The following is a 26840-nucleotide window of genomic DNA, read 5'->3' as shown; positions in this document are numbered from 1 at the left end:
CCGTGCCGAAGCACGGAGGGACGCCGTTGTCCTGTGGGTACGTCGCAGGCGATCCCGCCCGACGTCGCACCTGAATTCGTTGCCGGCGACGCCTTTGCCGCTGGCCCTTACGCTAATGCAACAAGCATGCCAGCCAGGCGACCGCGATCGGCAGAACGTTGCCGAATAAGGCGAAGCGGGAGAAATGTCTATGGGAAACGCCCGAAAGTGGCGTGAAACCTGCCGCACCGCCGCAGTGCAAGGCGGGGCGCTACCCGCCTTGCGCGCACCAGGATGATGCGTCTCAGCGTGCCGCCGATGGCGTATGCCCGCTCACGTGCGCGCCGGCATCGGCGGGCAGGCGAACACCATCGATCAGAGCCAGTAGCGCGATGGCCGCCATCGCGGCGAACGTCCACCGGAAACTGGTCGCGCTGAACGGTGCGGCCCCCGCCACTTCGGTGATCTTGAGCACGAGCGCGCCCAGAGCGATGCCCAGACCGGAGGTCATCTGCTGGAGCGCGGAGAAGAGCGTCGTGGCGCCGCTCATGTCGTCTGGCGGCACGTCCGCGAAGCCCATCGTGGCGAGCGTGGTGAACTGCACCGAGCGGCAGATACCGCCGAAGAGCAGCACGAGTGCGATGAGCCATAGGGGTGTCGTCGCCGTCAACAGTGCGCACAGTGCGAAGCCCACCGCCACGAGCACGCCATTGCCCAGCAACACGCCACGAAAGCCAAAGCGGCGCATGATCGGCGTGGTCGCCGGCTTGATGCCGAGATTGCCCGCGAAGAGCGCGAGCATCAGCAGACCGGATGTCACGGCGCTCATGCCGAACGCCAGTTGGAACATGAGCGGCAGGAGAAACGGCGCGCTGCCGATGGCGATACGGAACATCGAACCGCCCCAGACCGTCACGGCGAACGTCTGCACGCGCAGCGCGGAGAGATTGATAAGCGGATGCGCAGCGCGCAGGAAATGGCGGACCGACCACACCATGGCGACCAGTCCCGTCGCGAGACACCCGATCACCAGCGGCCAGTCGGCCGGCGTGCGGCTGGCCAGCTCCACCCCGAACATCAGCAGACTCGCGCCGACGCCGCTCGTCACAAACCCGGGCAGATCGAATGGCTTGCGTTGCCCGGGCGACGGCTTCACCAGCCACAGCGCCGCCACGAAGGCCGCAATGCCCAGCGGTACATTGATCAGGAAGATCCAGTGCCAGCTCCACGTCGACGAGATGAACCCGCCCAGCGCCGGGCCAAGCACTGGCGCGGCGAGTCCCGGCCAGGTGATCGTCGCGATAGCGCGTACCAGCGCGGGCTTGGGGGTATTGCGCAGTACGATGAGTCGGCCGACCGGCACCATCATCGCCCCGGCGAGCCCCTGCAACACGCGACACAGCGTGAACATGTCGAGGCTCGTACTCATCGCGCACAGCACCGACGCGAGCGTGAAAAGCGCAATCGCCGCCGGAAACACGCGACGCGGGCCGAGCCGGTCGGCGAGCCAGCCACTCGCAGGAATGAACGCCGCGAGGGCCACCAGATAGGCCGAAAGTCCGATGGAGAGCTGAGACGGCGCCACACCGAAGTCGTGCGCCATGGCGGGCAGCGACGTGGTGATGATGGTCGCGTCGAGGTTCTCCATGAAGAACGTGGACGCGACGAGCAACGGCAATGCCGTCTGCGAGACCGTCAGTGCCGGCCGGTCAGACGGCCCGGACGGCGAAGGGGGTAAGGAGGGGGATGGCGGGCGCGACTGGGCAGGTTCGGACACGACGGCTCTCGGGGGCAGCGAACGCCAGCGAGTGTATTACAACCACCGCGCGGCCGCTGCCCGGCGCGCCGCAACCGACAGGGCAGCGTCAGTCGTCCTGCATCAATGCGCGACCGATGATCAACTGCTGAATCTGCGTGGTGCCCTCGTACAGGCGAAGCAAACGCACATCGCGATAGAAGCGCTCGACCTTGTATTCGTTGATGTAGCCCGCGCCACCATGCACCTGCACGCCGCGATCGGCCACGCGCCCGACCATCTCCGTACAGAACAGCTTGGCGCACGAGGCTCGCATGCTCACATCCGCATCGCGCTTGCCCGCAGGCTTCGCGTCGTAGCGCGCGGCGCAGTCCTGCACCATCGACCATCCCGCATAAAGTTCGGCCTGACTGTCCGCAAGCATCGCCTGAACCAATTGGAAGTCGCCGATGCGCTGCCCGAACTGTTTGCGTTCGCGCGCGTAAGCCACCGCTTCGTCAAGAATGCGCTGCGCCATGCCGCACGAGAGCGCCGCCACGTGCAGGCGTCCGCGATCGAGCACCTTCATGGCCGTCTTGAACCCTTTGCCTGCCTCGCCGCCAATGATGTTCGCCGCCGGGACACGCACGCCCTCCAGCACTACGTCGCAGGTCTTCGTGCCGCGCTGCCCCATCTTCTTGTCGGGTTTGCCCAGCGACAACCCCGGCGTGCCCGCCGGCACGATGAACGCCGAGATGCCACCCGCCCCTTCGCCGCCGGTGCGCGCCATCAGGGTGAAGGCTCCGGCACGCGGCGCGTTGGTGATGAAGCGCTTCACACCATCGAGCACGTAGGTATCGCCATCGAGCACGGCGCGTGTCTTGAGCGCCGCCGGGTCCGAGCCGGCGTCGGGTTCCGTGAGCGCAAACGACATGATCAGATCCCCGCTCGCCACACGCGGCAGCAGATCCCGCTTTTGCGCCTCGGTGCCGTCCATCAGAATGCCCTGCGACCCGATGCCGACATTGGTGCCGAACACGGAACGAAAGGCCAGCGAGGTCTGCCCGAACTCATAGGCCACGCGCACTTCCTGCGCCATCGACAAGCCGATGCCACCGAATTCCTCGGGGATCGACAGGCCGAACAACCCCATCTCTTTCATTTCGTCGACGATCGCGGCAGGCACTTCGTCGTGCTCCTCCACGTCGTTCTCGGCGGGCACCAGCCGCTCGCGGATGAAACGTTGCACCGCCGCGAGCAACAGCTCGAACGATTCGCTATCCAGTCCCTTCGATGTCATTTGCCAGTCGTCCTCAAGGCGTGTGTTCATTAGCCGTTGCGCGAGAGGCCTGCAGCATCTCGCGCAGCTTGAATTTCTGTATCTTACCCGTGGGCGTCGTCGGCAGCGTGTCACGAACTTCGATCCGCTCGGGCCAGTACTGCCGCGCCACCTTGTGCGACGCGAGGAAGCTGGTCACGGCCGCGAGGTCGATCGATTCGCCGGCGCGCGGCACGACGACCGCACAGGCGCGCTCGCCCAGACGCTCGTCCGGATAGGCCACGATCGCCACCGTAGCGATCGCCGGATGCCGATACAGAAGCGCTTCGATTTCCACCACAGGGATGTTCTCGCCACCGCGAATGATCACGTCCTTGCTGCGCCCGGCAATGCGAACGTAGCCGGTCGCGTCGAGCCACGCCATGTCGCCGGTGTCGAACCAGCCCTGATCGTCGGTGCCGTTCCATTGCGCGCGCTTCAGATAGCCACCGAAGTTCGAGCAGGCGCGCACGAGCAGCCGCCCGGTCTCTCCGACGGGCAATACGTCGTTCTGCGCATCGACCACGCGCAACTCCACGCCCGGGAGCGGGCAACCGTCGGTCGTGGAGGCCCGCACATCGTCGTCGTCGAGACGCGTGAGCGTCACGGCGCCGTTCTCCGTCATTCCCCACGCCGAAACGATCTTCGCGCCGAGCACGCTGCGCGCCTGCTCGACGACAGGGCCTGGAATCGGTGCCCCCGCGCACAGAAATGTGCGCAGACTCGGCACGGTCTCGCCACTGGCCGCCACCGCTTTGGTCAAATCGGAGAGGAACGGTGTCGACGCCATCGTGAATGTCACACCTTGCTCGCGGATCAGCCGCACGGCGTTTGCCGGATCCCAGATGTCGAGCATCACGGCGCTCGCCCCGAGAATCACCGGCATCATGAGTCCGTACATGAAGCCGGTCTGATGGGCGAGCGGCGACCCCATCAGGATCACATCGTCGCGGCCCAGGCGCATGCGCTCGGCATAGGCGAGAATGTTCGAGAACGTGGTGTTTGCGCTGTGCATCACGCCTTTGGGTTCGCCCGTCGTGCCCGAGGTGTACATCAGTTGCATGATGTCGTCCGGATGGGCGCGCGCAGCACGCATGGTGGCCCGCTCGTCGTCCGACGCCGCGGGTTCGCCCGCCATGAGAACGGCGTCGAAGCTATCCTCGCCGGAGGCGTCGCCGTTGCTGTCGACCACGATGACATGTTGCAGGTCCGGCAAGTCCGGCTGTAGCGCACGCGCCATTGCCGCGTGGTCGAAACCCCGGAACTGGCGAGGCACGACGAACACTTTCGCCTCGCCGTGACGCAACATGAACGACAATTCCCGCTCGCGGAAGATGTGCATCAGCGGATTGAGCACGGCGCCGATCCGTGCGCAGGCCAGATAAGTGACCGCGAACTGCCAACCGTTAGGCAATTGACAGGCGACGACGTCACCGCGCCCGACACCACGACGCATCAGCCCCAGCGCGAGACGCTCGGCGGCATCGGCAAGCGCCGCGTAGGTCAGGCGCTGAGTCTGCCCGGTGGCGCTCGACACCGCCGTGAGGGCCACCTTGGCGGGCGACACCGCAACAGCCGCATCGAGTGCATCGTTGATCGTGCGCTCGGGCCACCAGCCGCGTGCCACGCTCTGCTCGCGCCTCGGGGGAAGCAACACCGCATCGAATTCCATTGCATCGTCTCCTGTGCTGTCGCATCGTTCGTATCGTTATGGTCTTGTTGTTGCTGTCGCCGTGGCGCCCTCAGATCGGCACGGCCTGCCTGCCCGCCCGGGTGCGCGCAATGATCGTCTTCATGATCTGCGCGGTGCCGTCGCCAATCTGGAACCCCAGCACGTCACGCAAGCGTTGCTCCATGACGCCACGATCGTAGCCACCGTGTCCGAACATCAGCAGACACTGATGAATCGTGTCGTAGGCCAGCTTCGGCCCCCACCATTTGCACATTGCGGCTTCGGCGCTGTGCGGCAGGCCACGGTCCTTGAGCCAGAGCGTTTGCAGGCAAAGCAGTCTGGCCGCCTCGACCTGCGTGTCGAAATCCGCCAGCGGATGCGACACCCCCTGAAAGGCCGAAAGCGGCTTGCCGAACGCCTCGCGCTGGGCCACGTACTCCCAGGTTTCGTCCAGCGCCGCCCGGGCGACAGCCAGCACTTGCAGACCGATCAGCGCACGCGAGAAATCGAAGCCCTGCATCACCTGCACGAAGCCCTCGCCGGGCGCACCGAGCCCATGGTCGGCAGGAATTCTGACGTTCTCGAAGAACAGCGAACCCCGGCCGATGGCGCGCTGACCGTGGCAGTCGAAGCGCTGGCGCGTCACGCCCGGCAGGTCGAGCGGCACGAGAAACGCCGAGATGCCGCGCGCAAGTTCGGACACCTCGCCGGTGCGCGCGAACACGACAGCCGCGTCTGCCTGATCGGCTGCCGAGATCGAGGTCTTCTCGCCATTAAGGATGTAGTGCGTGCCGTCGAAGTCGGCGCGCATGCGCAGGTTGGCGGCATCGGAGCCGCCACGCGGTTCGGTCAGTGCGATGGCCAGCAGCGTCTCGCCGCGCGTGAGCTTCTCCAACCAGGGCGTCACCACCTCCGGCTTGCCGTGCTCGGCCAGAATCTGTCCGTTGAGCGACGCCAGCAGGTTGACGTAAGACATGCTGAGATCGGCGCGCGCGATCGCCTCGTGAATCACACCAGCGGCCAAACGTCCCATGCCCTGCCCGCCGTAGACTTCCGGTAGTTCGGGGGCAATCAACCCCATTTCCCCCATCTCTCGCATGAGACTGCGTTCCAGCACCCGCGTTTGGTCGCGCGTCTGAAAACCGGGAGCAATGCGGGCCTGAGCAAAGCGATGCGTGTGCTCGGCCAGAGCCACGAGATCGTCGTCGAGATACGGATTGAGCATCGCGGTCTGCCTCGCTTATTTGGCGTACTTGCGGAAATCGGGCTTACGCTTTTCCTGGAACGCGCGCACGCCTTCGCGCGACTCCTCCGTCTCGTAGTAGAGCTTGAGCGCGTACATGCCCATGCCGGCGATGCCCGCCTGCTGCGCGGTGTCCATGTTGAACGAGCGCTTTGCGATGGCGATCGCGGTCGGGCTGCGCTCCATGATCTCGTCGCACCATTTCTGCACTTCGGCGTCGAGTTGCTCATGCGGGACCACAGTGTTCACCAGCCCCATCCCGAGCGCTTCGGCTGCCGTATAGCGACGGCACAGGTACCAGATTTCGCGCGCTTTCTTCTCACCGACCACGCGCGCCAGAAACGCCGTGCCGAAGCCGGGGTCGACCGAACCGACCTTCGGCCCGACCTGACCGAAGACAGCCTTCTCGGAGGCGATCGTGAAGTCGCACAAAGTGCAGATCACGTTGCCGCCGCCAATCGCATAGCCCTGCACCCGCGCGATCACTGGTTTGGGCACGTCGCGAATCGCGTTGTGCAGTTCCTCCATCGGCAAACCGATGGTGCCGCGCCCGTCGTACTGCCCTTCATGCGCCGACTGGTCGCCACCGGTGCAAAACGCCTTCTCGCCAGCACCGGCGAGCACAATGCTGCCGATCTCCCTGTCATAGCCCGCCTTGTTGATCGCGTGAATCAATTCGTCGCAGGTACGTCCGCGAAATGCATTCATCTTCTCCGGACGGTTGATCGTGATCCACGCCGCACCGTTGCGCACTTCATACAGAATGTCTTCGTAGTTCATTGTCCTGATCCTCGCCGCCGGCCACCTGACATCGGACCGTGTGCAGCATCGTCTTGATGGAAATATCAGCCGTTCATCGTGAGGCCGCCCGACACGCTCAGCACCTGACCGGTGACGAACGCCGCGTCGTCGCTTGCGAAGAAAGCAATCGCGCCGGGCAGATCGTCTGCCTGGCCAATACGCCCGAGAGGGATCGCTTTCGTGAACGCCTCGACGAGTTTTTCGGGATTACCGGCGCCTTCCTTGTAGTCGGCGAAAAGCGCGGTGTCGGTCGGCCCGGGGCACACCACATTGACGGTAATGCCGTGGCGCGCATGCTCGCGCGCGATGGTTTTCGAGAACGCCACGATCCCGCCCTTGCACGCCGCATAGACCGCTTCGCCGGACGAGCCGACCCGTGCGGCGTCGGATGCGATGTTGACGATCCGTCCGCTGCGCTGCGCCACCATTCCGGGCAGCACCGCGTGATGCATATGCAGTGCGCCGATCAGATTGATGGCGATCAGCCGGTCCCACTCGGCGGGCACCGTCTTGGTAAAGGGTTTGAAGATGTCCCAGCCGGCGTTGTTGACCAGCACGCTCACCGGACCGAATGCCTGCGCGACGGCGGCGAGCGCCGCATCGACCTGCTCGCGCACGGTGATGTCGCACGCAAACGCCTGCGCTCGCCCCCCGGCTTCGACGATTTCCCCAGCCACGCGCTGCGCTGCCGCCAGATCGCGATCGAACACGGCCACGGCCGCCCCCTCGCTTCCCAGCCGGCGACATGTCGCCCCGCCGATCCCGCCCCCGCCGCCCGTCACAACGACGGTCTTGCCCTCGAACCGCTGCATGTTCTGCCTCCTGAGTTGCTGACGGGCACGGTATCCTTGCCGAGCGCGAAGGGGGGCCTGCCCGCCGATCAAATTACGTCAATATATTGACGTATACTAGACATCAGATCAGCAATGCGCAAGCACGCAAATGCAGAGGAATCGATATGGATAACCCTAATAAAAATACAGATATTACCCGAATGGAACTGGCAAACCGGTTGTTTTTTCGGCTCTACCAATGCGCCAACATGTTGCACAAAACGGGGACGAGAGCGGTTGAAAGCCTTGGCCTGACGACACAGCAATGGGCCGTGCTGGGAGCATTGTCCCGACCAGAGGTACCCGACGGCATGAGCGTGGGCGACCTCGCGCGCTATCTGATGGTGAGCCGACAGAACCTGTCCGGCCTGATCAGCCGCATGGAGCGCGACGGCCATATCGTCAGCGCACCGGACGGACGCGACCGGCGCTCGCGGCGCATTACGATGACCGAACATGGCCGTCATGTCTGGCACCGGGAGGCCGTGCCGCGCATTCACGACTACTACGGACGCGCACTGGATGAGTTCTCGACGGGCGATATCACCCACACCCTGCACTACTTGCTCAAGCTGCTCGAGAACATGAAGCAGATAGACGAGATGTCCGGCGCGCAGGGCGAAACTGACGACGCGAGCCAGGCCGATGTCCCAGGCGCCTGACAGCCCTGTTCCGACGCACACCGGAAAATAAAACGGGCATAAGTGGCCGAAAGTGCCGGCTTCCGCTCGCCGGCCGGCACCGCGAGACCGGTCGAAACCCCTTACGGGACGGGCTTTCCCGTCGATTTCACCGCCTGATGCAATAACGCATTAACTAGCATCCTAATTATTAGTTAACATATAATCTTTCCCCATGACCTCCCTTGAATCGCTCCGCTTTGTCTTCACCAGCCATTTGCTGCTGGCGGGCAAGCAGTGGCGTCAGATCTCGCAGGGCGCGATCGTCGAATACGGCATTTCCGCGGCGAGCGCCGGCCCGTTACTGTTCATCCGCCGTCTTGGCCAGGGTGTGCGTCAGGTCGAGCTTGCCGAATATGTCGGACTCGAAGGCGCATCTCTGGTACGGCTGCTCGATCAGTTGTGCGCAGCCGGCCTCGTGCTGCGCGAAGTCGATGCCAGCGACCGGCGCGCCAATGCGCTGCGGCTCACGGAGGCCGGCGAGGCGCTCGCCGAAAAGCTCGAAATCGAACTCAGCCAGTTGCGCGCGAAGGTCTTCGCGAACATCCCGCGCGAGGATTTCGAGGCGGTGTTGCGCGTGTTCGAAGCCATCTCCCGCGTAGCGAGCCCCGACGTGGGCATCCTCGCGATGGAGCCCCCGAAGAAGTAAACCGTGTTCAACTGGCCATCCTCACGCGACTGGATTTTCTCGATCAAGGCGTTCGTCGCCTCGATGCTGGCGCTCTACATCGCCCTGGCGCTCGGTTTGCCGCGTCCGTACTGGGCGATGGCCACGGTCTACATCGTGTCGCACCCGCTCACGGGCGCCACCCGCTCCAAAGCGCTGTACCGCGTGCTCGGCACGCTGCTCGGTGCGGCAGCGTCCATTGCCTTCGTTCCCGCGCTCGTCAACAACCCTGAATTGCTGATGGCGGCTGTCGGACTGTGGACCGGCACGTTGCTCTATATCTCGCTGCTGCATCGTTCACCGCGCAGCTATGTGTTTCTGCTGGCGTCGTACACCTTGCCGCTGATCGCCCTGCCGGCGGTCAATACGCCCGACGGCATTTTCGATATCGCGGTCGCGCGCTCCGAGGAGATCATTCTCGGTATCGTTTGCGCGAGTGTGGTCGGCGCCGTGATCCTGCCCACAAGTGTGGCCAAGGTGCTGCACGACCGCTCGGCGCGCTGGCTCACCGATGCCGCACGCTGGACGACCGACATGCTCTCGGCCGATCCGGAAGGCAAGGCCACGCGACACATGAGCCGCCACCGCATGGCGGCCGACATTCTGGCGCTCGACCAGTTGATCAGCCAGCTCTCTTACGATGCCGACACGTCGGAACGCGTTCGCGACGCGCAGGAATTGCGCGGGCGCATGACCATGATGATGCCGGTACTCTCGACGGTAGCCTCGCTCGTGCACACGTTGCGTCAGCACCCAATGGGCGCGCCGGAAGCACTCGAAGCGAAGATGGCAGAGGTCGTTGCATGGCTGCGTCGCGGTGCGCCGTCGCCCGCCCCGGCCCACCTGTTGAGCCCGCCGCAATCGGCCGGCGAAGCCTCTGACTGGTATGGCGCACTCGTGGCGGCGACCGAAGACCGTCTGCGCTCGCTCGTGCAACTCTGGCAAGACTGCGTGTCGTTGCAACGCCGCTTTGGCCAGCACGACGATCAGGACCGCGGACAGGAATGGACACCCGCCTTCCCGCATTGGGAATTAGGCGGCGCGCGCCATTACGATCACGGCCTGCTCCTGTTCTCGACCGTATCGGCCGCGCTATGCACATTCCTCATGGGCATGGCGTGGATCTACACCGGCTGGAACGATGGCGCCGCGGCCGTCTCGCTCGGCGCCGTGGCCTGCTGCTTCTTCGCCGCCATGGACGAGCCCGCACCGTTCATCCGCTCGTTCTTCTGGGCAACGGCCGTGTGCGTGGTGTTCGCCGCCGTCTATGTGTTCTTCATCCTGACGAATGCCCATGACTTCGGTCTGCTCGTCGCGATGTTTGCCGTTCCGTACCTGCTGCTCGGCACCTTCATCCCGCAGCCGCGCTTCACGATGGTCGCCATGCTCGTGGCGGTCAATACCGCGAGCTTCGTCGGCATTCAGGGCGGCTACAGCGCTGACTTTCCGGCGTTCTTCAACAGCAATCTCGCCGGCCTGGTCGGCGTGTTGTTCGCGCTGCTCTGGACGTTGCAGACGCGTCCGTTCGGCACCCGCGTGGCCATGCGCCGCCTGATCCACTCGAGCTGGCGCGATATCGCGAAAAACGCGGTCGGCCGCTCGGTGACCGAACACGGACGCCTGCGAGCGCGATTGCTCGACCGGCTCGGCCAATTGGTGCCGCGTCTGGCCGCCAGCGAAAGCGAAACGTCGAGCGACGGCTTTACCGAAGTACGCGTCGAACTCTCGGCGCTGGCGTTGCAGCGCGAGCTGCCGCATCTGAATCCATCGCAGCGCGACGCCGTCGAGGCCGTGCTCACCGACGTGGCGCGCTTTTATCAGGCGCGCCTCGACGAACAGGTGAGCGAACCCGACACCACGCTGCACGACAAACTGCTGGGCGCGGTGCGCTCGTTGGTGGCCCATAGCGATCAGGCGTCGCGCAGTGCGCGCGCATCGCTCATGGACATCCACGTCGCGCTGTTCCCGGCCACACGACCCGGGAGTGTCCAATGAGCGGTGAGATCGATATCTACGGCGTCTTCGTGCCGACGCTGCTGGTCCTCATGGTCGTGGCTTTCGTGCTGACGGGCGCGCTGCGCTTCGTGCTCGCGCGCATCGGTTTTTACAAGCTCGTCTGGCACCGTTCCTTATTCAACCTCGCTGTGTACATCATCGCGCTGGGCGGCATCGTCGCCATCGCGCGGGCCTGCCAACCATGAAACTGAAACTTCGCTCTCTCGGCCCCGTTGTGCTGACGCTCGCAGTATCCTGCGTCGCGGTCTTCGTGCTGCTGCATCTGTGGGACTACTACACCGTCGCCCCGTGGACACGTGACGGCCGCATTCGCGCCGACATCGTGCAAGTCGCCCCCGACGTCTCCGGCCTTATTACCGACGTCGAGGTCAAGGACAACCAGCAGGTGCACCGTGGCGATCTGCTGTTCGTGATCGACCGCGACCGCTATACGCTGGCGCTGCAACAGGCGGAAGCCACGGTCGCTGCGCAGCGCGCCACACTCGCACAGGCACGCCGCGAGAACGCGCGTAACCATCAGTTGACGGAAGTGGTCGCCAAGGAAGTGGTCGAGGCCGGTCAGGCCAAGGTCGAGTCCGGCGAAGCCGCCGTTGCACAGGCCGAAGCCGCCGTGCGACTGGCCAAGCTCAACCTCGAACGCACCCGGGTTCTCGCCCCGGCCGACGGCTATCTGAACGATCGTCTGCCACGCGTGGGCGACTATGTCAGCACCGGCCGTCCGGTGCTCTCGATGGTCGACGCCAACTCGCTGCACGTCGAGGGCTATTTCGAAGAAACGAAGATGCGCGGCATTCACATCGGCGACAAAGTGGAAGTCCGCCTGATGGGCGAGCAACATGTATTGCACGGCCACGTGCAGAGCATCGTCGCGGGCATCGAGGATCGCGATCGCACGAGCGGCGCGTCGATGTTGCCGAACATCAATCCGACCTTCAACTGGGTTCGTCTCGCTCAGCGCATCCCGGTGCGCATTGCACTCGACGATGTGCCCAAGGATATGCGTCTGGTCGCCGGTCGCACCGCAACCGTGACCGTCGTGGAAAATCGGCAGGACAAGTCAGGTCAGTCGAAACAGGCTGACGCCGCGTCCGCGACGCTGGCCTCGGCCCACGAGACCGGCGCCCAAGCGGGAGCCCGGCAGTGAGCACACGATTACTCCTGATGAGCGCCGTGGCAGCAGCTGCCGCGCTCGTTGCCGGATGCACGACCGTCGGCCCCGACTACCATCTGCCGGAAAACTCGGTGATGCGTTCCCCCGACGCGAACGGCCCCCTAGCCAACCCCACGCAACGTGCCGTTTCCATCGGTGCGGTGCCCGACGACTGGTGGCAGCTCTACGACGATCCGAAGCTCGACGCGCTCGTGAAAGAGGCACTTGCCGCCAACACGAACGTGCGCGTGGCGCTCGCCAACGTTCAGCGCGCGATTGCGATGTATCACGAGGTCGAATCGGAGAATTTGCCGCAGGGCGGCGTGGAAGCCAATGTAGGCCGCGCCCAGCTTTCCGGCGAGAGTTTCCTGAAGGAAGAAAAGCTGCCGGTGGTCAATCTGGCCGCAGCGGCGCTGTCCATCTCTTACCAGATCGACTTCTTCGGCAAGCTGGCCCGTGCAGATGAAGCCGCACTCGCCGCGGCCGAAGCCAGTCAGGCAGCGCTCGATGTCGCTCGCGTGAGCGTGGCCGCCGAAACGGTACGCGCCTATGTGCAAGGCTGCGCGGCCAATCATGAGTACGACATCGCCAACCAACAACTGCAATTGCAGGAAAAGAGTGTGGCGATCACGCGCAAGCTGGTCGATGCCGGTCGCGATCAGCCGACCGATCTGCTGCGCGCTCAGGCGCAGGCCGACACGCTGCGCGCCGCGCTGCCTCATTTCCAGGCGCAACACGAAGCCGCGACCTATCGGCTGGCCGTGATGCTCGGCAAGGTGCCCGGCACGCTCGACGCGAGCGCGGCGCAATGCCGTCGCATTCCCCAACTTCGCCAGACGTTACCTGTCGGCGATGGTACGGCGCTGCTCAAGCGCCGCCCGGACGTGCGACAGGCCGAGCGCGAACTGGCATCAGCCACCGCCAAGATCGGCGTTGCCACGGCAGACCTGTACCCCTCGATTCGACTCGGCGCCTCGATCGGCGCGAGCGGCGTGCTGGAACACTTCGGGCAAGGCCGTACCGAACAGTGGACCGTGGGGCCGATGATCACATGGTCACTGCCAACCAACGGCGTGCGCGCCCACATCAAAGGCATGGAAGCCGGTGCCGACGCCGCCCTCGCCCATTTCGACGGCGTGGTGTTGAAGGCCTTGCAGGAAACGCAGACATCGCTCTCGGCGTACACCCGCGAGTTGCAGCGCGACGACGCCTTGCGTGACGCCCGCGACAAGTCGCGCGCCGCGGCCGAACAAAATCACAAGCTCTATCAGGCCGGGCGCGCGCCATACCTGACCAGCCTCGACGCCGAGCGCACCCACGCCAACGCCGAGGCGGCACTGGCCGCGTCCGAAACGCAAGTCGCGATGGATCAGGTCAATCTGTTCCTGGCGCTGGGCGGCGGCTGGCAATCGAGCGCCGCCAACGACAAGACGTCGTTGAGCGAATCCCATTCGACGGCCGAACGGGGGGATACAACGACCTCGTCGGTGCCGTCCACCCATTAGTCCGCTAATCCGCTAATCCGTTGAGGTGATTTCGACAAGGGAAGTGGCGTCCTCGTGACGCCTCCCCTCCAGAAACACACAAGCCCCGTCGGGAACGAATCCTCGGGCGGGGCTGTGGCGAATGACGCGCGCTGGCGTCGGTGAGGGGGAATCGCGCGGCGCGCGGGCGAGACTCGATGAGGAATCGGGCAGGCCGTCGGCGAATCCGGAACTGCTATCGATAACCGAAGTTATCTGAACGCCGTTTAGTTGGCGCTCGGGGCTTGCGGTGCGCGAGTCTGGTTCTGCGCTTCAATCTGGGCCGTCAGCTTCTGCAACTGAATCGACTGTTCGTAGGTGTACGGGAAATTGAATTCCGTCACCGGCGACAGGCCAAGTTCACGCGCAGCTTGCAGCTCGGCGCGCACATGGGCGCGGGTCACACCGCTCGTTTGGCTTTGATCCGCCGCGAATACCGAGCCAGCAGCCATCGTCAGCCCAACGAGCGCGACAGCAGTCAACAGGTTCTTTTTCATGGAAAACTCCTTTTATCGTTCATATGACGCTCATGGACACGAAAACCGCTATCAAATCAGTTTTCGCCATGAGTAAATTATAGTTTTCCCTTACTAATGAGCTAGCCCTAAAGCGACAACACACTGTTTCTGAAATGTTGTGAAATCCGCGGCATTCCGTGCCGAAATGACCTGAAAATGGCAGAAAACGGGATAGTCCTGGCACCGACGTCTCGAAGATCGTGTGATTCACCAGATAAAGAACGGCGGGAGCGCAATCGCGCAGTGAATCGCGGACGAAATTTGCCGCGTGAGCGACGCAAGACGGCGCTCACGAGCAAGGGATGAATGGCGGAAGAATCGGGAAGAGGCGAAGAATCAGGGGGAAATCAATCCGCTGCTGATCGCAGCGGCGATGGCCTGATGCCGATTGACGGCACCGAGCTTGCGTTTGGCGTTATTGATATGAAACGTCACGGTATGTTCGGAAATCTTCAGAATCAAACCAATTTCCCATGCGGTTTTACCGCGCGCAGCCCAGAGCAGACTTTCGACTTCACGCGGACTGAGCTTACCGGCACTGCGACTCGCGACCCATTGCATGTCGAGCTGCTGAATCGCCTGGTGAAAATACACTGCCGCGAGATAAATCTCTCCGACCATGCGCGCCTCGTGCTCGGCCGACTCCTCGGGCGACTTCGCCGTCGCCGCACTGAAGATGGCGCGCTCGCCGGCGGCGCCATAGATGGGAATCGACACCCCCGACCCCAGACCATGCTCGCGGGCATCCGCGAAAATCGGATGCGGTCGCTTCTGCGACAGAAACGTCCGCCAGAGAATCGGCAGCGGCGACAAATTGGCAGCGATCAGCACCGGATCGACTTCGGCATATCCCGCGCTTTGATAACGCTCGATCCACGCCGCAGGAAATGTCGTGAAGATATGACGACTCGGCATACCCTGCGCCGAAATCCGCTGATCCTCGATCTGGAATGCCGCCGCCTCTCGTTCCCGACGCGGCAGGAGCGGCGCGTAAAACAGCGCGTCATATCCCAGCGAATGTGTCAGATTCTGAAACTCTGCGTCGAGTGCCTCGACCGAGCGGGCGCTAAGCAGCCCCTCATACCGGTAAAGATGATGATGCATTGCGAGTTGCACGTTTCTTGATATTTGCCGGCGAATTGCCGATATTCGCGCATTGTAGTCCCAGCTTTATGGTTTGCGGGTAGTAATTTTGATCAATAAAACAACAAGCCCATTTAACGTGGAGTGCCAATCATTTCCGCATTGAGAATTATGTCGCGCTATTCAACGCCTCCAATGCCGACATCACTTTGCGTAATCCTGGCGTAAGCGGTTTGTCCTGACGCACGACGATCGCAAGCGTTCTCGACAATTCAGGCGTCAACGTCGAGATGCGCAATCCCCGCCGATAGTGCGCCGCGTCCACCGACATGCGCGGCACGATGCTGTAGCCCAACCCCGCCGCCACCATTTCCTTGATCGCTTCGATGCTGCCCAGCGCCATGACCGGACGCACGCGCAATCCGGCTTGCAGGAACCACTCGTCGATCAACAACCGCGTGCTGCTCCCCGATTCGAACGCGACCATCGGTGCCGCAGCGAGCCGCTGTGGCGTGACTTCGGCGGCCCAGTCCGCATCGCTCGCCGGCGCGATAGCGACAAACGCATCGCGCAATACCGGCGTGATGTGCAGGCTGCGACCTGCGGCAGGCAGCGTGACGAGACCAATGTCCAGCCGATTCTCCGTGACCGCCGCCAGCACGTCGTCGGTATTGCCGGTACTCACGCGAATGTCGAGCATCGGATGACGTTTGCGCATCGCCCGCAGAATCGGCGGCAACAGATGAATACAAGCCGTCGCCCCGGTGCCAATGGCCACCTCCCCCGCGACATCGCTCGCGTGGCTCGACAGTGCCTGCATGGCCTCTTCGACCGCCGCATCGATGCGGCGAGCATGCTCCAGCAAGGTCAGTCCGGCGGAGGTCGGCTTGAGTCGCTTGCCCACGCGCTCGATCAGCCTGACGTTTAACCGCTGCTCCAGTTGGCGAACCTGTAGGCTCACGGCGGGTTGCGACAGTTCGAGACGGGCAGCTGCCGCCGAGAAACTTCCCGCGTCGACGACCTCGGAAAACGTGTGAAGCTGGTCCAGATTCAGGCGGCGCATCTCAAAGTTTTCCTTATGAACCGGATAAGATGCCAAGACTTTACCAAGAGATGGTATCGGCGCACCATGCGGACGTCACTTCGCTAACCCGTCCAGCGGTATCGTCACCGCCCCCTCCCGCCATGCCCACCGTCATGACCCTTGGCTTCGCGCAATTGATCAACTGGGGGGTGAGCTTCTATCTGCCCGGCGCTTTCGCGTGGCGTATCGCGCAAACGACCGCATACCCGCAGACCTGGGTGTTTGCCGGCCCGTCGCTTGCCATGCTCGTGATGGCCGTGATTTCGCCGCTGTCGGGCCGCTGGCTCGAGCGAATGGGCGGACGCCGCGTCATGTGCACCGGCACACTCATCTGTTCGGCGGGCTGCGCAACGCTTGCCACGAGCGCGACCCTTGTGCAGTTCTATACGGCGTGGTGCCTGCTCGGCGTGGGCATGCGGCTATCGCTTTACGACGCCGCGTTTGCCACGCTCGCCGCCCTTTACGGGCCCTCGGCACGCCGACCGATGACACAGATCACGCTCATGGGCGGACTGGCGACGACCGTGTTCTGGCCCTTGGGCAACTGGCTGGGCGACACCTGGGGATGGCGAACCGGCGTGTTTGTCTATGGTCTGCTTGGTCTGCTCGCCTGGGCATTGCTGCGCAGCCTGCCGCCGACGCCTCCACGGATACCGGCGGCTCATGCCGCCAACCAGACACGCTCGCCGCTACCCCGAGCCCCCGCATGGCTCTACTGCGCCGTCATGGCGCTGGTCGCGATTCTGTCCTCGGGGCTGGTGGCCCATCTCACGTCGCTACTCGGTGCTCACGGTTTGCCCGTTGGGCTCGCCGCCCTGTGGGGATTGGGTCAGGTCTGCGCACGCACGCTCGAATGGCTTCAGCCACGTCAGGCGAGTGCCGTCAAACTCAATCTCGTGGTTGGCTGCGGACTACCGCTCTGCTTCGCGCTGGGACTCGCCGGCCTGTCGTCCGTCTACATCGCCGGTATTTTCATTTTTACTTACGGCGCCCTGAACGGTCTGGCCACGCTGCTGCGCGCGAGCCTGCCGCTCGAACTCTTCGCCACCGACGCCTACGCTCACGCGCTGGGCACGCTGCTCACGCCTGCGTTTGCGTTGTCTGCCGTCGCCCCCTGGGGGTACGCCCTGGCGCGGGAGCAGTGGGGCGATGCGGCGATTCTCTGGGTTTCGCTCATTATCGGGTTGGGCATTGCGGGAGCTGCGCTAGCGCTACGGCGTCTGGCGCCGTCAGGGCCTGCTCCACAAACGCTTGCAGAAACGCGATCCACGTCTTGACCTTCGCGTCGAGATACAGGCGCGACGCGTAGACCGCATAGACGTTCGTCCCCTGCATTTCGTAGGCCGGCAGCACGCGAATCAGCGAACCGCTGCGCAACGCCGAGAGCGCCGAGAGCAACGGCACCGGCCCAACGCCACAGCCGCTGATCAACGCGGCCGCCAGCGAGTCGGCGGTATTCACCCGCAAGCGCGCCGAAGGCACGGGGATCTTCACACGGCCGTCAGGGCCGTCGAAATCCCAGTGATCGACCGAATAATGCGGGGCGACGAGACGCACCTGCGTGTGCTGCGCCAGTTCGTCGAGCGACGCCGGGGCACCGTGCTTATCGAGGTATTGCGGTGCGGCGCACAGCACCGACGCCATGCGACAGATCCGGGCCGACACGAGGCCCGAATCGGGTAGCTGCGACGCAGCGAGCCGTAGCGAGACATCGATGTTTTCTTCCAATAGATCCGGCACGCGCGACGACAGCATCAGGTCCGCCTGGACCTCCGGATACTGTTCCAGGAATCGCGCGAGCGCCGGGATCACGAACACCTGACCGAAGCTTGCCGGCGCATGCAGACGCAGCGTGCCAGCCGGCGCGGCGCTCGCCGCACCCGCTTCGGCCTCCGAGTCGTCGACGAGCGCGATGATGTCGCGGCAACGTGCGAGATAACGTTGCCCCGCGTCAGTGAGCGCCAGCTTGCGTGTCGTGCGATGCAGCAAGCGGGTGCGCAAATGCGCTTCCAGCTCGGACACCGCCTTCGACGCCTGCGCCGTCGTCATGTCGAGCGAGCGCGCTGCGCCGGCAAAGCTGGCCGCGTCGGCCACGCGCACAAAGATCCGCATGTTCTTTAAGGTGTTCATGAAGCGAGATGATATATGGACGTGCGCCAATATTGGTTGGGATCGGCACGCTCGCGAGGTATCCTAGCGACCCGTTCAGGATTGACTGACCGACTTTTTCCGCAGACGAGACATTCGCATGACCGATACGACCTCCCGCCACGCCGATCACCCCATCGACCCGCAGTTCGTTGCCCGCTGGTCGCCCCGTGCCTATACCGACGAAACGCTGCCGGAAGCTACCCTGCTGTCGTTCTTCGAAGCCGCCCGCTGGGCGCCTTCGGCTTACAACGCGCAGCCGTGGCGCTTCGTGTACGCACGCCGTGGCACGCCACACTGGGAACAGTTCGTCGGCTTCCTCAATGAATTCAACCAGAGCTGGGCAAAGCACGCGGCGGCCATCGTCATCGTGATCTCGAAATCGACGTTGACGCCGCCGGGCAGCGATCAGGAAGTGCCCGCCCCGACCCATGCCTTCGACGCCGGTGCCGCCTGGGGCTACCTCGCGCTGCAAGCCTCGCTCTCCGGCTGGGCAACGCACGCCATGGCAGGCATCGAGCACGACAAGATCCGCAACGAACTCGATCTGTCGCCGAAGTACAAGATCGAAGCGGCCGTCGCGATCGGACGCCCGGGCGACCCCGCCACGCTGCCCGAAGGCCTGCGCACTCGCGAAGTCCCGAGTCCGCGCGAGCCGCTCTCGAAGATCGCCGCAGAAGGCCGCTTCGCGTTCTGACGCACCGCACGCCACGCTCGCATCGATCGCATGGCCCAATACAAAACCCCGCCGGATCGTGAGACTCGGCGGGGTTTTGCGTTATCAGGGCCAACAGCACCGTGTCAGGACGCGTCGGGCTCCGGCGTCCAGCCCCCGCCCAACGCACGATACAGCGCGACCTGATTGACCAGCACTCGCTGCTTCACGTCGATCAACTGTTGCGCCGCCTGAAACTCGCTGCGCTGCGCATCGAGCAGTTCGAGATAGCTCGCCACACCGTTGACATAGCGACGCTTGGCCAGACGAAGTCGCTCGCGCTCGCCGTCCGACACTCGCTTCTGCGCCTGAAACTGGCGCGTCAACAGTTGCTGCGCAGTGAGTGCGTCATCGACTTCCGCAAACGCCGTCTGAATCGCCTGCTCATACGACACCACGGCCATCTCCTTGCGCACGTTCGCCAGGTTCAGGCCCTGTCTGTTGCGCCCCCCTTCGAAGATCGGCACGGTGATTTGCGGCATGAATGTCCACACGCCAGTGCCTGCACTGAACAGATCCGCAAAACGCGAACTGGCGGTGCCGATATCCGTCGTCAATTTGATCGACGGGAAGAAGGCCGCACGCGCGGCGCCGATGTTGGCATTGGCCGCGCGCAATTGCGCTTCCGCCTGACGAATGTCCGGACGACGCATCAGCAACGACGACGGCAGCCCGGCCGCGACAGGCATGACGAAAGCGTCATCGAGCGTGGCGGCCGCTGTGGGCTTCGCGCCGACATCGCCGGTCAGTACCTGCAACGCGTGCACGATCTCGCTGCGCTGACGTTCGCGCTCAGCAAGCGCCGCCCGCGCCACTTCGACCTGCGTGGTCTCGGTGTTCAGATCGAGATCGTCGACCAGCCCCCGCTCGGCGCGCAGGCGAATCACGCGAATGCCCTCCTCACGCGCCGATAGCACCTCTCGCGCATAGGCGATCTGTTCATTGATGGCCACGAGCCCGATGTAGGACGTTGCCACTTCCGCCACAAGACTCACCTGTGCGGCACGTTGTGCCTCCTCGCTCGCCAGATACGCCTGCAAGGCGGCGTCGCGCAGGCTGCGCACGCGTCCGAAGAAATCGAGTTCGAACGCGCTCACACCGGCTGTCGCGCGCAAGTCGTTTGCCACGTAGCCGCCTGCGGTGCCGCTGCCGCCGTCCGGCAAGCCCGCCGAGCCGGAGTAGCGCTGACGGGAGAACGCGCCGCTCGCCTGTACGCTCGGCAGCAGATTCGCCGCCTCGATACCGTAAAGGGCGCGCGCTTCCTGCACGCGCAACGACGCCAGACGCAAGTCGCGATTCTGATCGAGCGCGCGACGAATCAGCGTGCGCAAGCCGGGGTCGGTGAATACATCGGCCCAATCCGCGTCGGCAGTAAGAGGGGCGGCGAGCGCCAACCGTACCTCGCTGCCCGACGGGGCAGCCTCATACGTCGTGGGCATGGGCGCCGCTGGGCGCTCATACGTCGGCGCCAGCGTGCATCCGCCCAGCAACGCGATCACGCACAGGCCCGCGGCGGAGATCCCGCGCAAGCGGGGTTGAAATGTCGTCATACCTTCCCCTCGACGGCCGGTGCTTCATTGCGCAATGCGTCCGTACCGTCTGTGACCGGCCGGCGCACAAAGCGGCCGACCAACAGGAAAAACAGGGGCACCAGGAAGATCGCGAGCACCGTGGCCGTTACAATCCCGCCGAGCACCGCCACACCGATGGCGCGCTGCGCACCCGACGCCGGGCCCGAGGCAATGGCCAGCGGCACCACGCCGAAGCCGAACGCGAGCGACGTCATCACGATCGGGCGCAAACGCAGCCGCGCCGCCTCCACCGCCGCGTCGAGCCACGCCATGCCCTGCTTCGTCAGATCATTGGCGACTTCCACGATCAGAATCGCGTTCTTCGCCGACAGACCGATGGTCGCGATCAACCCCACCTTGAAGTAGATGTCGTTAGGCATCCCCATCAGGCTCACGGCGCCAAGCGCCCCGATCACCCCGAGTGGCACCACCATGATCACGGCTGCCGGAATCGCCCAGCTTTCATAAAGCGCCGCCAACGCGAGGAACACGATCAGCACCGACAACGCAAACAGCATCGGCGCCTGCGCCCCCGAGATACGCTCTTCCAGCGACTGGCCGCTCCACTCGTGGCCGACACCCTTGGGTAGTTCGGTCATCAGTTGCTCCATGCGCGCCATCGCCTCGCCGCTACTCTTGCCCGGCGCGGCTTCGCCCTGAATCGTGAACGACGGATAGCCGTTGTAACGCCGCAGCTGCGGCGAGCCGAGTTTCCATTTGAGCGTGACGAATGTCGAGAGCGGCACCATCTCGCCGTTGGCGTTGCGCACACGCAGATTGCCGATGTCTTCCGGCGAGACGCGTTGCTTGCCGTCCGCCTGCACGATCACGCGGCGGTTCTCCGTGCCCAGCATGAAGTCGCCCACGTAGTCGGAGCCGAACATGGTGGCGAGCGTCGCGTTGACGTCGTCCATATTGACCTTGAGCGCTTCCATCTTGTGACGATCGATCGCGACGTCGATCTGCGGCACATCTCCCTGCCCGGCAAAGACCACATTCTTGAGCAACGGATCCTGCGCCGCCTTTTGCAGCAACTCGTCGCGAGCGGCCACGAGCGCGTCCTTACCCACCCCGGCGCGATCCTGCAAACGCAGATCGAAGCCGTTGGACGAGCCCAGTTCCGGCAATGCCGGGCTGTTCATCGCCATCATCATGCGATCGGGCTGACCGGAAAATTTCTCGTTGACGCGATCGACCACGGCCTGCACGCTGTCGTGCTTCGACGTGCGTTCGTGCCAGTCCTTGAGCGTGACGAACAACATGCCGCCGCCCGGTCCCGAGCCGAAATCGTTCCATCCGCCCAGCACGAAGACGTGCTTGACCGGCTCGTCCTTCATCAGATAGCTCTCGATGCGTTTGAGCGCGGTCATCGCTTCGGGCAACGTCGCGCCCTGCGGCTCCGACGCCATCACCATGAAACTGCCCGTGTCTTCCTCGGGTATGAACGCCGACGGCAGCCGCATGAACGCTAGCGGCACGGCAATCAGCACGATGGCGTAGACCAGATAGGCGCGCCACGGATGGCGCAGCGTCTTGCTGACGGTGCGCGTGTAGCGTGCCGTGCCCAGCGCGAATGTCCGGTTGAACCAGCCGAAGAACCCTCGCTTCTCGTGGTGATCGGCCGCAATCGGTCGCAACAACGTGGCGCACAGCGCCGGCGTGAGCGAGAGCGCGAGGAACGCCGAGAAACCGATCGACACGGCCAGCGTGACCGCGAACTGCCGGTAGATGTTGCCAACCGCGCCCGAGAAGAACGCCATCGGCACGAACACCGTGACAAGCACCACCGTAATCCCGATGATGGCCCCGCTGATCTGCGACATCGCCTTGACGGTGGCCGCGTAGGGCGAAAGGCCTTCCTCGACCATGATCCGCTCGGTGTTCTCGACCACGACGATGGCATCGTCGACCAGAATGCCGATGGCCAGCACCATGCCGAACATCGTGAGTGTGTTGATCGAGTAGCCGAGTCCTAGCAGCACGCCGAAGGTGCCCAGCAACGCCACCGGCACGACAAGCGTCGGGATCAGTGTGGCGCGCAGGTTCTGCATGAACAGATACATCACCAGAAACACGAGCACCACGGCCTCGAGCAGGGTCATGACGACCTTCTGGATCGAGACTTTCACGAACGATGCCGTTTCATAGGGAATCTGATACGAGACACCGGCCGGGAACAGCGCCGATTGCTCGTCCATCACCTTACGTACCGCCTTCATCACGTCGACCGCGTTCGAGCCTGCCGCCAGCTTGATGCCCATTGCGGTGGCCGGCATGCCGTCCACACGCGACGAATAGCCGTAATCGGCAGCGCCCAGCTCCACGCGGGCAACATCGCCCAGACGGATCGCCGAGCCGTCGGCACGCACGCGCAGCGGAATGTCCGCAAACGCTTCCGGCGTGGATAGCGCACTGTCCGAGACCACGTTGGCGTTGATCGGTGCTGTCGAAGGCGTGGCGCCCGCACCGATGTCGCCGACCGTCACGCGTGCGTTGTAAGCGCGCACCTTCGAGACGACGTCCGACGCGCTCAGGTCCAGTGCGACGAGCTTCGCGGCATCGGGCCAGATCCGAATGGCCTTTTCGGTGCCCCAGAATTGCACCTGCCCCACACCGGGGACCCGCTTGAGCTGATTGACGATCTGCGCAGTGGCGAATTCGCCAAGGTCGAACTCGCCGATGGCGGGATTGGCCGACGCCAGCGTGACCACCATGTGGATATTGTCGGCGGCGCGCTCCACCACCACGCCATCGCGACGCACCACCTCAGGCAGACGCGATTCCACCGTCTTCAGGCGGTTCTGCACTTCCACGGCCGCCAGATCGAGACTGGTGCCCTGGCGGAAGGTGAGGTTGACCGACGAACGACCGTTACCGCTGGACGACGAGGTGTGCATAAGCCCCGGTGCGCCGTTCATCTGACGCTCGATCAGCGCCGTCACGGAGTCTTCGACCACTTTCGCCGAAGCGCCCGGATAGCTGCTCCATACGCTGACCGTCGGCGGTGCGATGTCAGGGTATTGCGCAACAGGCAGCGCCCGAATCGCTAGCACGCCTACCAGTGTGATCAACAGGGAGATCACCCAGGCAAAGACTGGGCGATCGATAAAGAAACGAGCCATGGTTATTGCGTCTCCGCTTCGGAGGCCGGACCGGCGCGTGCGGGCGCTACCGGTTTGGCGTTGTCTTGCGGTGTCTCGTCACGGAGTGTTTCCGCTTTAGCTGCGGTTTGCGTGACGTCGGCCTTGAGCTTGACTTGCATGCCGTCGGAGAACTGCGCGACGTTCTGCACGATGACCTTTTCACTGCCCTTGAGACCGTCCGTCACCAGCCAGTCGCGACCGTCGATCGCCTCGGCATGCACTTTCGTGTCGCGTACCTTGCCTTGTGCATCGACCACACGCACCACGGCGCCATCGGCGGTGCGCGTCAGCGATTCGCGGGGTACACGCACGATGTTCGGGTTGACCGCGCCCTGCATGCTCACCTTCACGAACGCGCCCGGCAACAGCACGCCATCCGGGTTGGGCAGCACGGCACGCATGGCGATGGTGTCGGTACCGGGGTCGACCGCAAGATCGGTGAAGAGCAACTTGCCGGGCAGCGCGTACTCGCGACCGTCGGGCAATGTCACATGCACTTGCGGCCCGGTCGATTCGTTGCCGTGTTGCAGCTTGCCCGCGCGCAGATCGCGCGTCATGGCGTAGACCTCGGCGGCCGGTTGCGAGAAGTTCACGTAGATCGGATCGATCTGCTCAACGCGCGTCAGCAGCGTGGCGGAGTCCAGCCCGACGAGTGCGCCTTCGGTGACTTCGGCACGACGCACGCGTCCCGCGATGGGCGAGACGACGCTCGTATAGCCGAGGTTGAGTTCTGCCTTGCGGACCTCTGCCCGGGCAGCGAGCACTTCGGCGCGTGCGCGTGCTTCGGCAGCCCGCGACTCGGCATCTTCGCGGGCGCTGATCGCGCGCTCTTCGAGCAGACCGCGATAGCGCTCGATCTTGTCGCGCGCCGAATCGTGTTCGGCCTGCGCCTTGGCGAGCGCACCACGAGCGGCGTCGAGCGCCGCCGACAGAGGTTGCGGATCGATGCGGAACAGCACTTCGCCCTTGGCGACCTTTTGACCTTCCTGATAGCGGCGTTCGATGACGACGCCGCCGGCACGCGCCCGCACGTCGGCGCTGCGATAGGCCTCCAGGCGTCCCGGTTGTTGGGTCGTGAGCGGTTCGGCGCGACGCTCGACCGTGCGCACGACGGCTTCGGGCGTGGTATCGGCGGCGTCTTTCTTGCCGCGATCCGAGCAGGCGGCGAGCAGGAGGACACTGGCGATCAGGCTGGCGGACACGCCAGTTAGCATTCCGAAACGGGTTCGGTTATCGATTTTCGATGACATGTAAGAGCGTTGGATTTACGACATCCGGTCAGGGTGTCGAGGCCGCGTTCGGTGCGCGACGTCAACCAGTGGCGAAACCAGTGGTGGGGAACCGGGGGCCCACATCTCTCCAGGAGCGCCGTGGGTGGCAGGTGCGCGTTGCGCGAAGGAGGTCTTTGCCCGAGACCACCGGACCGGGAGGGAGATCCGGTCGTCTGCCGCCTCGCCTATGCTGGCGTTTCAAGCTGGCGTTTTATATTGGAGAAGCGCGATTCTGCCGCGAAAATGCTGTTAGAAAAAGTTGGAACCTATCTATAAAATGGATGAATGAACTGGACAATAGAACAATTGCGCTACTTTGTGGCGGCTGCGGAGGAAGGATCGATATCGGCTGCCGCCCGAAGGCTCGGCAAAGCCCAGTCGGCGGTGAGTACAGCGATTTCGCTGCTCGAAGCCGATTTGGGATTTGAACTATTCGACCGGAGTCGCCGTAACGCGAGGCTCACCGATCAGGGTGAGGTGATGCTGCTCGAGGCGAAGGAGCTTCTTCGGCAGGCCGAGGGCCTGAACCATCGGGCGAACGCGCTGGCATTCGGCGAGCAGCCGCAGTTGTCGCTGGCGCTCGATGAGGCACTGCCGTATCAGGCCGTGAGCGAGTTGGTGCGCGACCTCGCCTACCAGTTCGCCTATCTGGAACTCACGCTTCTGAACGGCACGTCGACGGAAGTTGCCGAGTACGTCGAGAAACAGCGCGCAGACATCGGCTTTCACGTGGATCGCGGCGCGATTTCGTCGGCGCTGGGGCACAAGTATGTCGGCTCGGCCGTGCAGGGGGTATTCGTCGCCGGTGATCATCCGTTGGCGTACCGCGATCAGGTAACCCGCGGCGATCTGGCGAAGTACCGCCAGATTCTGCTCCAGATGGGCGATTTCACGCCGTTGCAGCTCAGCCCGTCGATCTGGCGGGCCGACAGTTCGTATGTCATTGCGAGCATGGTCGTCGACAAGCTCGGCTGGGCCGTGCTGCCCATCGATATTGCGGAGTACGAGGATCTTCACGAACTCCGCTGCGATGATCTCGGCCTACCGCAGTTGCCTGTGCGAATGCTCTGGCGGTTCGGGCGAGAACCCAATGATGTGATGCGGTGGTGCGAGGCGCGGTTTGCCGAGTTGTTGCGGGCGAGTTCGCCGCAGGCGTGAGCGCGCCGCCCCTTGCCCCTTGCCCGTTATCGAGGCGACGCGCGGTGGCGCGCCAGAAAGCGATCAAGTTGGCCGGCGAAGGCTTTGCTGTCACGCGCGCTGTACGGGTCCGGGCCACCGGTCTCGATGCCCGCGACCCGCAGCTGATCCATCATGTCGCGCACCGTCAGGCGTTCCTGGATGTTGTCTCGCGAGAACCAGTTGCCGCGTGGATCGAGCGCGTGGCCGCCTTTGTCGAGAACAGCGGCGGCGAGCGGAATGTCGGCAGTGATCACCAGATCGCCCGACGTCATCATCTCGACAATGCGCTCGTCGGCCACGTCGAAACCCGACGGCACCTGAATCGCCTTGATGAACGGCGACGGCGGCGTGCGTAAATACTGGTTGGCAACCAGCGTCAGCAACACCTCCTCTCGCCGCGCTGCGCGGAACAATATGTCTTTGACGGCCGAAGGGCACGCGTCTGCGTCGACGAACACTTGCATGAAGGACATTCCACGTTGGAAACGTCCATCATATGCCAAGCGACGCC

23 protein-coding genes are annotated in these 26840 nt (G+C 64.0%); 9 read left to right on the top strand and 14 right to left on the bottom strand.

Annotation, left to right across the window (positions count from 1 at the left end; translation table 11 throughout):
• Positions 1 to 283: 283 nt before the first annotated feature.
• From PI93_RS09560 to badH, 6 genes are all read right to left on the bottom strand, one after another.
• Complete coding sequence (locus PI93_RS09560; protein WP_236105616.1) at positions 284 to 1756, bottom strand: MFS transporter; 1473 nt, start codon at positions 1754 to 1756, stop codon at positions 284 to 286.
• 88 nt (positions 1757 to 1844) lie between these two features.
• A complete protein-coding gene (locus PI93_RS09555; RefSeq protein ID WP_039375514.1) occupies positions 1845 to 3014 on the bottom strand; it encodes an acyl-CoA dehydrogenase family protein in 1170 nt (389 codons plus the stop codon).
• 13 nt (positions 3015 to 3027) lie between these two features.
• Positions 3028 to 4704: a cyclohexanecarboxylate-CoA ligase gene (gene aliA, locus PI93_RS09550; protein WP_039375513.1), complete on the bottom strand. Its 1677-nt coding sequence runs from the start codon at positions 4702 to 4704 to the stop codon at positions 3028 to 3030.
• A 70-nt stretch (positions 4705 to 4774) separates the two neighbouring features.
• Positions 4775 to 5929 (bottom strand): cyclohexanecarboxyl-CoA dehydrogenase, encoded by a 1155-nt coding sequence (gene aliB / locus PI93_RS09545; protein WP_039375511.1) that lies wholly within the window; start codon positions 5927 to 5929, stop codon positions 4775 to 4777.
• 15 nt (positions 5930 to 5944) lie between these two features.
• Positions 5945 to 6727, bottom strand: coding sequence for a 2-ketocyclohexanecarboxyl-CoA hydrolase (gene badI, locus PI93_RS09540; protein WP_039375510.1), 783 nt, complete (start codon positions 6725 to 6727; stop codon positions 5945 to 5947).
• A gap of 65 nt (positions 6728 to 6792) precedes the next feature.
• A complete protein-coding gene (badH, locus tag PI93_RS09535) occupies positions 6793 to 7560 on the bottom strand; it encodes a 2-hydroxycyclohexanecarboxyl-CoA dehydrogenase (protein ID WP_039375508.1) in 768 nt (255 codons plus the stop codon).
• Positions 7561 to 7706: 146 nt separating this feature from the next.
• On the opposite strand from badH, the gene PI93_RS09530 reads away from it, so the two are divergent.
• From PI93_RS09530 to PI93_RS09505, 6 genes are all read left to right on the top strand, one after another.
• Entirely contained in the window at positions 7707 to 8243 is a 537-nt protein-coding gene (locus PI93_RS09530) for a MarR family winged helix-turn-helix transcriptional regulator (RefSeq protein ID WP_039375506.1), read from the top strand.
• A 193-nt stretch (positions 8244 to 8436) separates the two neighbouring features.
• The gene (locus tag PI93_RS09525; RefSeq protein ID WP_039375504.1) at positions 8437 to 8910 is read left to right on the top strand and encodes a MarR family winged helix-turn-helix transcriptional regulator; all 474 of its coding nucleotides are present in this window, start codon (positions 8437 to 8439) and stop codon (positions 8908 to 8910) included.
• A 3-nt stretch (positions 8911 to 8913) separates the two neighbouring features.
• On the top strand, positions 8914 to 10923 hold the full coding sequence (locus PI93_RS09520) for an FUSC family protein (protein WP_039375501.1): 2010 nt from the start codon (positions 8914 to 8916) through the stop codon (positions 10921 to 10923).
• Positions 10920 to 11129 carry a DUF1656 domain-containing protein gene (locus tag PI93_RS09515; protein ID WP_039375500.1) on the top strand — a complete coding sequence of 70 codons (210 nt, stop codon included), beginning with the start codon at positions 10920 to 10922 and terminating at the stop codon, positions 11127 to 11129. Before PI93_RS09520 ends, PI93_RS09515 begins: the two co-directional genes overlap by 4 nt.
• Positions 11126 to 12088 carry an efflux RND transporter periplasmic adaptor subunit gene (locus PI93_RS09510; RefSeq protein WP_039375497.1) on the top strand — a complete coding sequence of 321 codons (963 nt, stop codon included), beginning with the start codon at positions 11126 to 11128 and terminating at the stop codon, positions 12086 to 12088. Before PI93_RS09515 ends, PI93_RS09510 begins: the two co-directional genes overlap by 4 nt.
• Before the next feature lie 17 nt (positions 12089 to 12105).
• Positions 12106 to 13599 (top strand): efflux transporter outer membrane subunit, encoded by a 1494-nt coding sequence (locus tag PI93_RS09505; RefSeq protein ID WP_039375495.1) that lies wholly within the window; start codon positions 12106 to 12108, stop codon positions 13597 to 13599.
• A 245-nt stretch (positions 13600 to 13844) separates the two neighbouring features.
• On the opposite strand, the gene PI93_RS09500 is transcribed toward PI93_RS09505, so the two are convergent.
• From PI93_RS09500 to PI93_RS09490, 3 genes are all read right to left on the bottom strand, one after another.
• Positions 13845 to 14114, bottom strand: a complete 270-nt coding sequence (locus tag PI93_RS09500) for a DUF4148 domain-containing protein (protein WP_039375493.1) — start codon at positions 14112 to 14114, stop codon at positions 13845 to 13847.
• A gap of 357 nt (positions 14115 to 14471) precedes the next feature.
• Positions 14472 to 15239, bottom strand: a complete 768-nt coding sequence (locus tag PI93_RS09495) for a LuxR family transcriptional regulator (RefSeq protein ID WP_039375491.1) — start codon at positions 15237 to 15239, stop codon at positions 14472 to 14474.
• A gap of 148 nt (positions 15240 to 15387) precedes the next feature.
• A complete protein-coding gene (locus tag PI93_RS09490) occupies positions 15388 to 16281 on the bottom strand; it encodes a LysR family transcriptional regulator (protein ID WP_039375489.1) in 894 nt (297 codons plus the stop codon).
• Positions 16282 to 16415: 134 nt separating this feature from the next.
• On the opposite strand from PI93_RS09490, the gene PI93_RS09485 reads away from it, so the two are divergent.
• Positions 16416 to 17579 (top strand): MFS transporter, encoded by a 1164-nt coding sequence (locus PI93_RS09485; protein WP_201278435.1) that lies wholly within the window; start codon positions 16416 to 16418, stop codon positions 17577 to 17579.
• On the opposite strand, the gene PI93_RS09480 is transcribed toward PI93_RS09485, so the two are convergent.
• Positions 17479 to 18432, bottom strand: coding sequence for a LysR family transcriptional regulator (locus tag PI93_RS09480; protein ID WP_039375488.1), 954 nt, complete (start codon positions 18430 to 18432; stop codon positions 17479 to 17481). The two genes, PI93_RS09485 and PI93_RS09480, sit on opposite strands and share 101 nt — an antisense overlap.
• Before the next feature lie 118 nt (positions 18433 to 18550).
• Here PI93_RS09480 and PI93_RS09475 point away from each other — a divergent pair, with 118 nt between their 5' ends.
• The gene (locus PI93_RS09475) at positions 18551 to 19147 is read left to right on the top strand and encodes a nitroreductase family protein (RefSeq protein ID WP_039375486.1); all 597 of its coding nucleotides are present in this window, start codon (positions 18551 to 18553) and stop codon (positions 19145 to 19147) included.
• Between the two features lie 104 nt (positions 19148 to 19251).
• On the opposite strand, the gene PI93_RS09470 is transcribed toward PI93_RS09475, so the two are convergent.
• From PI93_RS09470 to PI93_RS09460, 3 genes are read right to left on the bottom strand one after another with little or no spacing between them, the layout of a single operon-like run.
• Complete coding sequence (locus PI93_RS09470) at positions 19252 to 20715, bottom strand: efflux transporter outer membrane subunit (RefSeq protein ID WP_039375484.1); 1464 nt, start codon at positions 20713 to 20715, stop codon at positions 19252 to 19254.
• Positions 20712 to 23858, bottom strand: a complete 3147-nt coding sequence (locus tag PI93_RS09465) for a multidrug efflux RND transporter permease subunit (RefSeq protein WP_039375483.1) — start codon at positions 23856 to 23858, stop codon at positions 20712 to 20714. The genes PI93_RS09470 and PI93_RS09465 overlap by 4 nt, the downstream gene beginning before the upstream one ends.
• 2 nt (positions 23859 to 23860) lie before the next feature.
• Positions 23861 to 25093 (bottom strand): efflux RND transporter periplasmic adaptor subunit, encoded by a 1233-nt coding sequence (locus PI93_RS09460; protein WP_052241119.1) that lies wholly within the window; start codon positions 25091 to 25093, stop codon positions 23861 to 23863.
• A 342-nt stretch (positions 25094 to 25435) separates the two neighbouring features.
• Between PI93_RS09460 and PI93_RS09455 the strand changes: the two genes are divergently transcribed.
• The gene (locus tag PI93_RS09455; RefSeq protein WP_039375481.1) at positions 25436 to 26308 is read left to right on the top strand and encodes a LysR family transcriptional regulator; all 873 of its coding nucleotides are present in this window, start codon (positions 25436 to 25438) and stop codon (positions 26306 to 26308) included.
• 26 nt (positions 26309 to 26334) lie between these two features.
• On the opposite strand, the gene PI93_RS09450 is transcribed toward PI93_RS09455, so the two are convergent.
• Entirely contained in the window at positions 26335 to 26793 is a 459-nt protein-coding gene (locus PI93_RS09450) for a YaiI/YqxD family protein (protein ID WP_039375479.1), read from the bottom strand.
• Positions 26794 to 26840: the final 47 nt, after the last annotated feature.

The sequence above is a fragment of the Pandoraea fibrosis genome, from assembly GCF_000807775.2.
GTDB lineage: Bacteria > Pseudomonadota > Gammaproteobacteria > Burkholderiales > Burkholderiaceae > Pandoraea > Pandoraea fibrosis.
The sequence above is the reverse complement of the archived record's forward strand: the minus strand, read 5'-3'. Positions and strand labels throughout refer to the sequence as shown.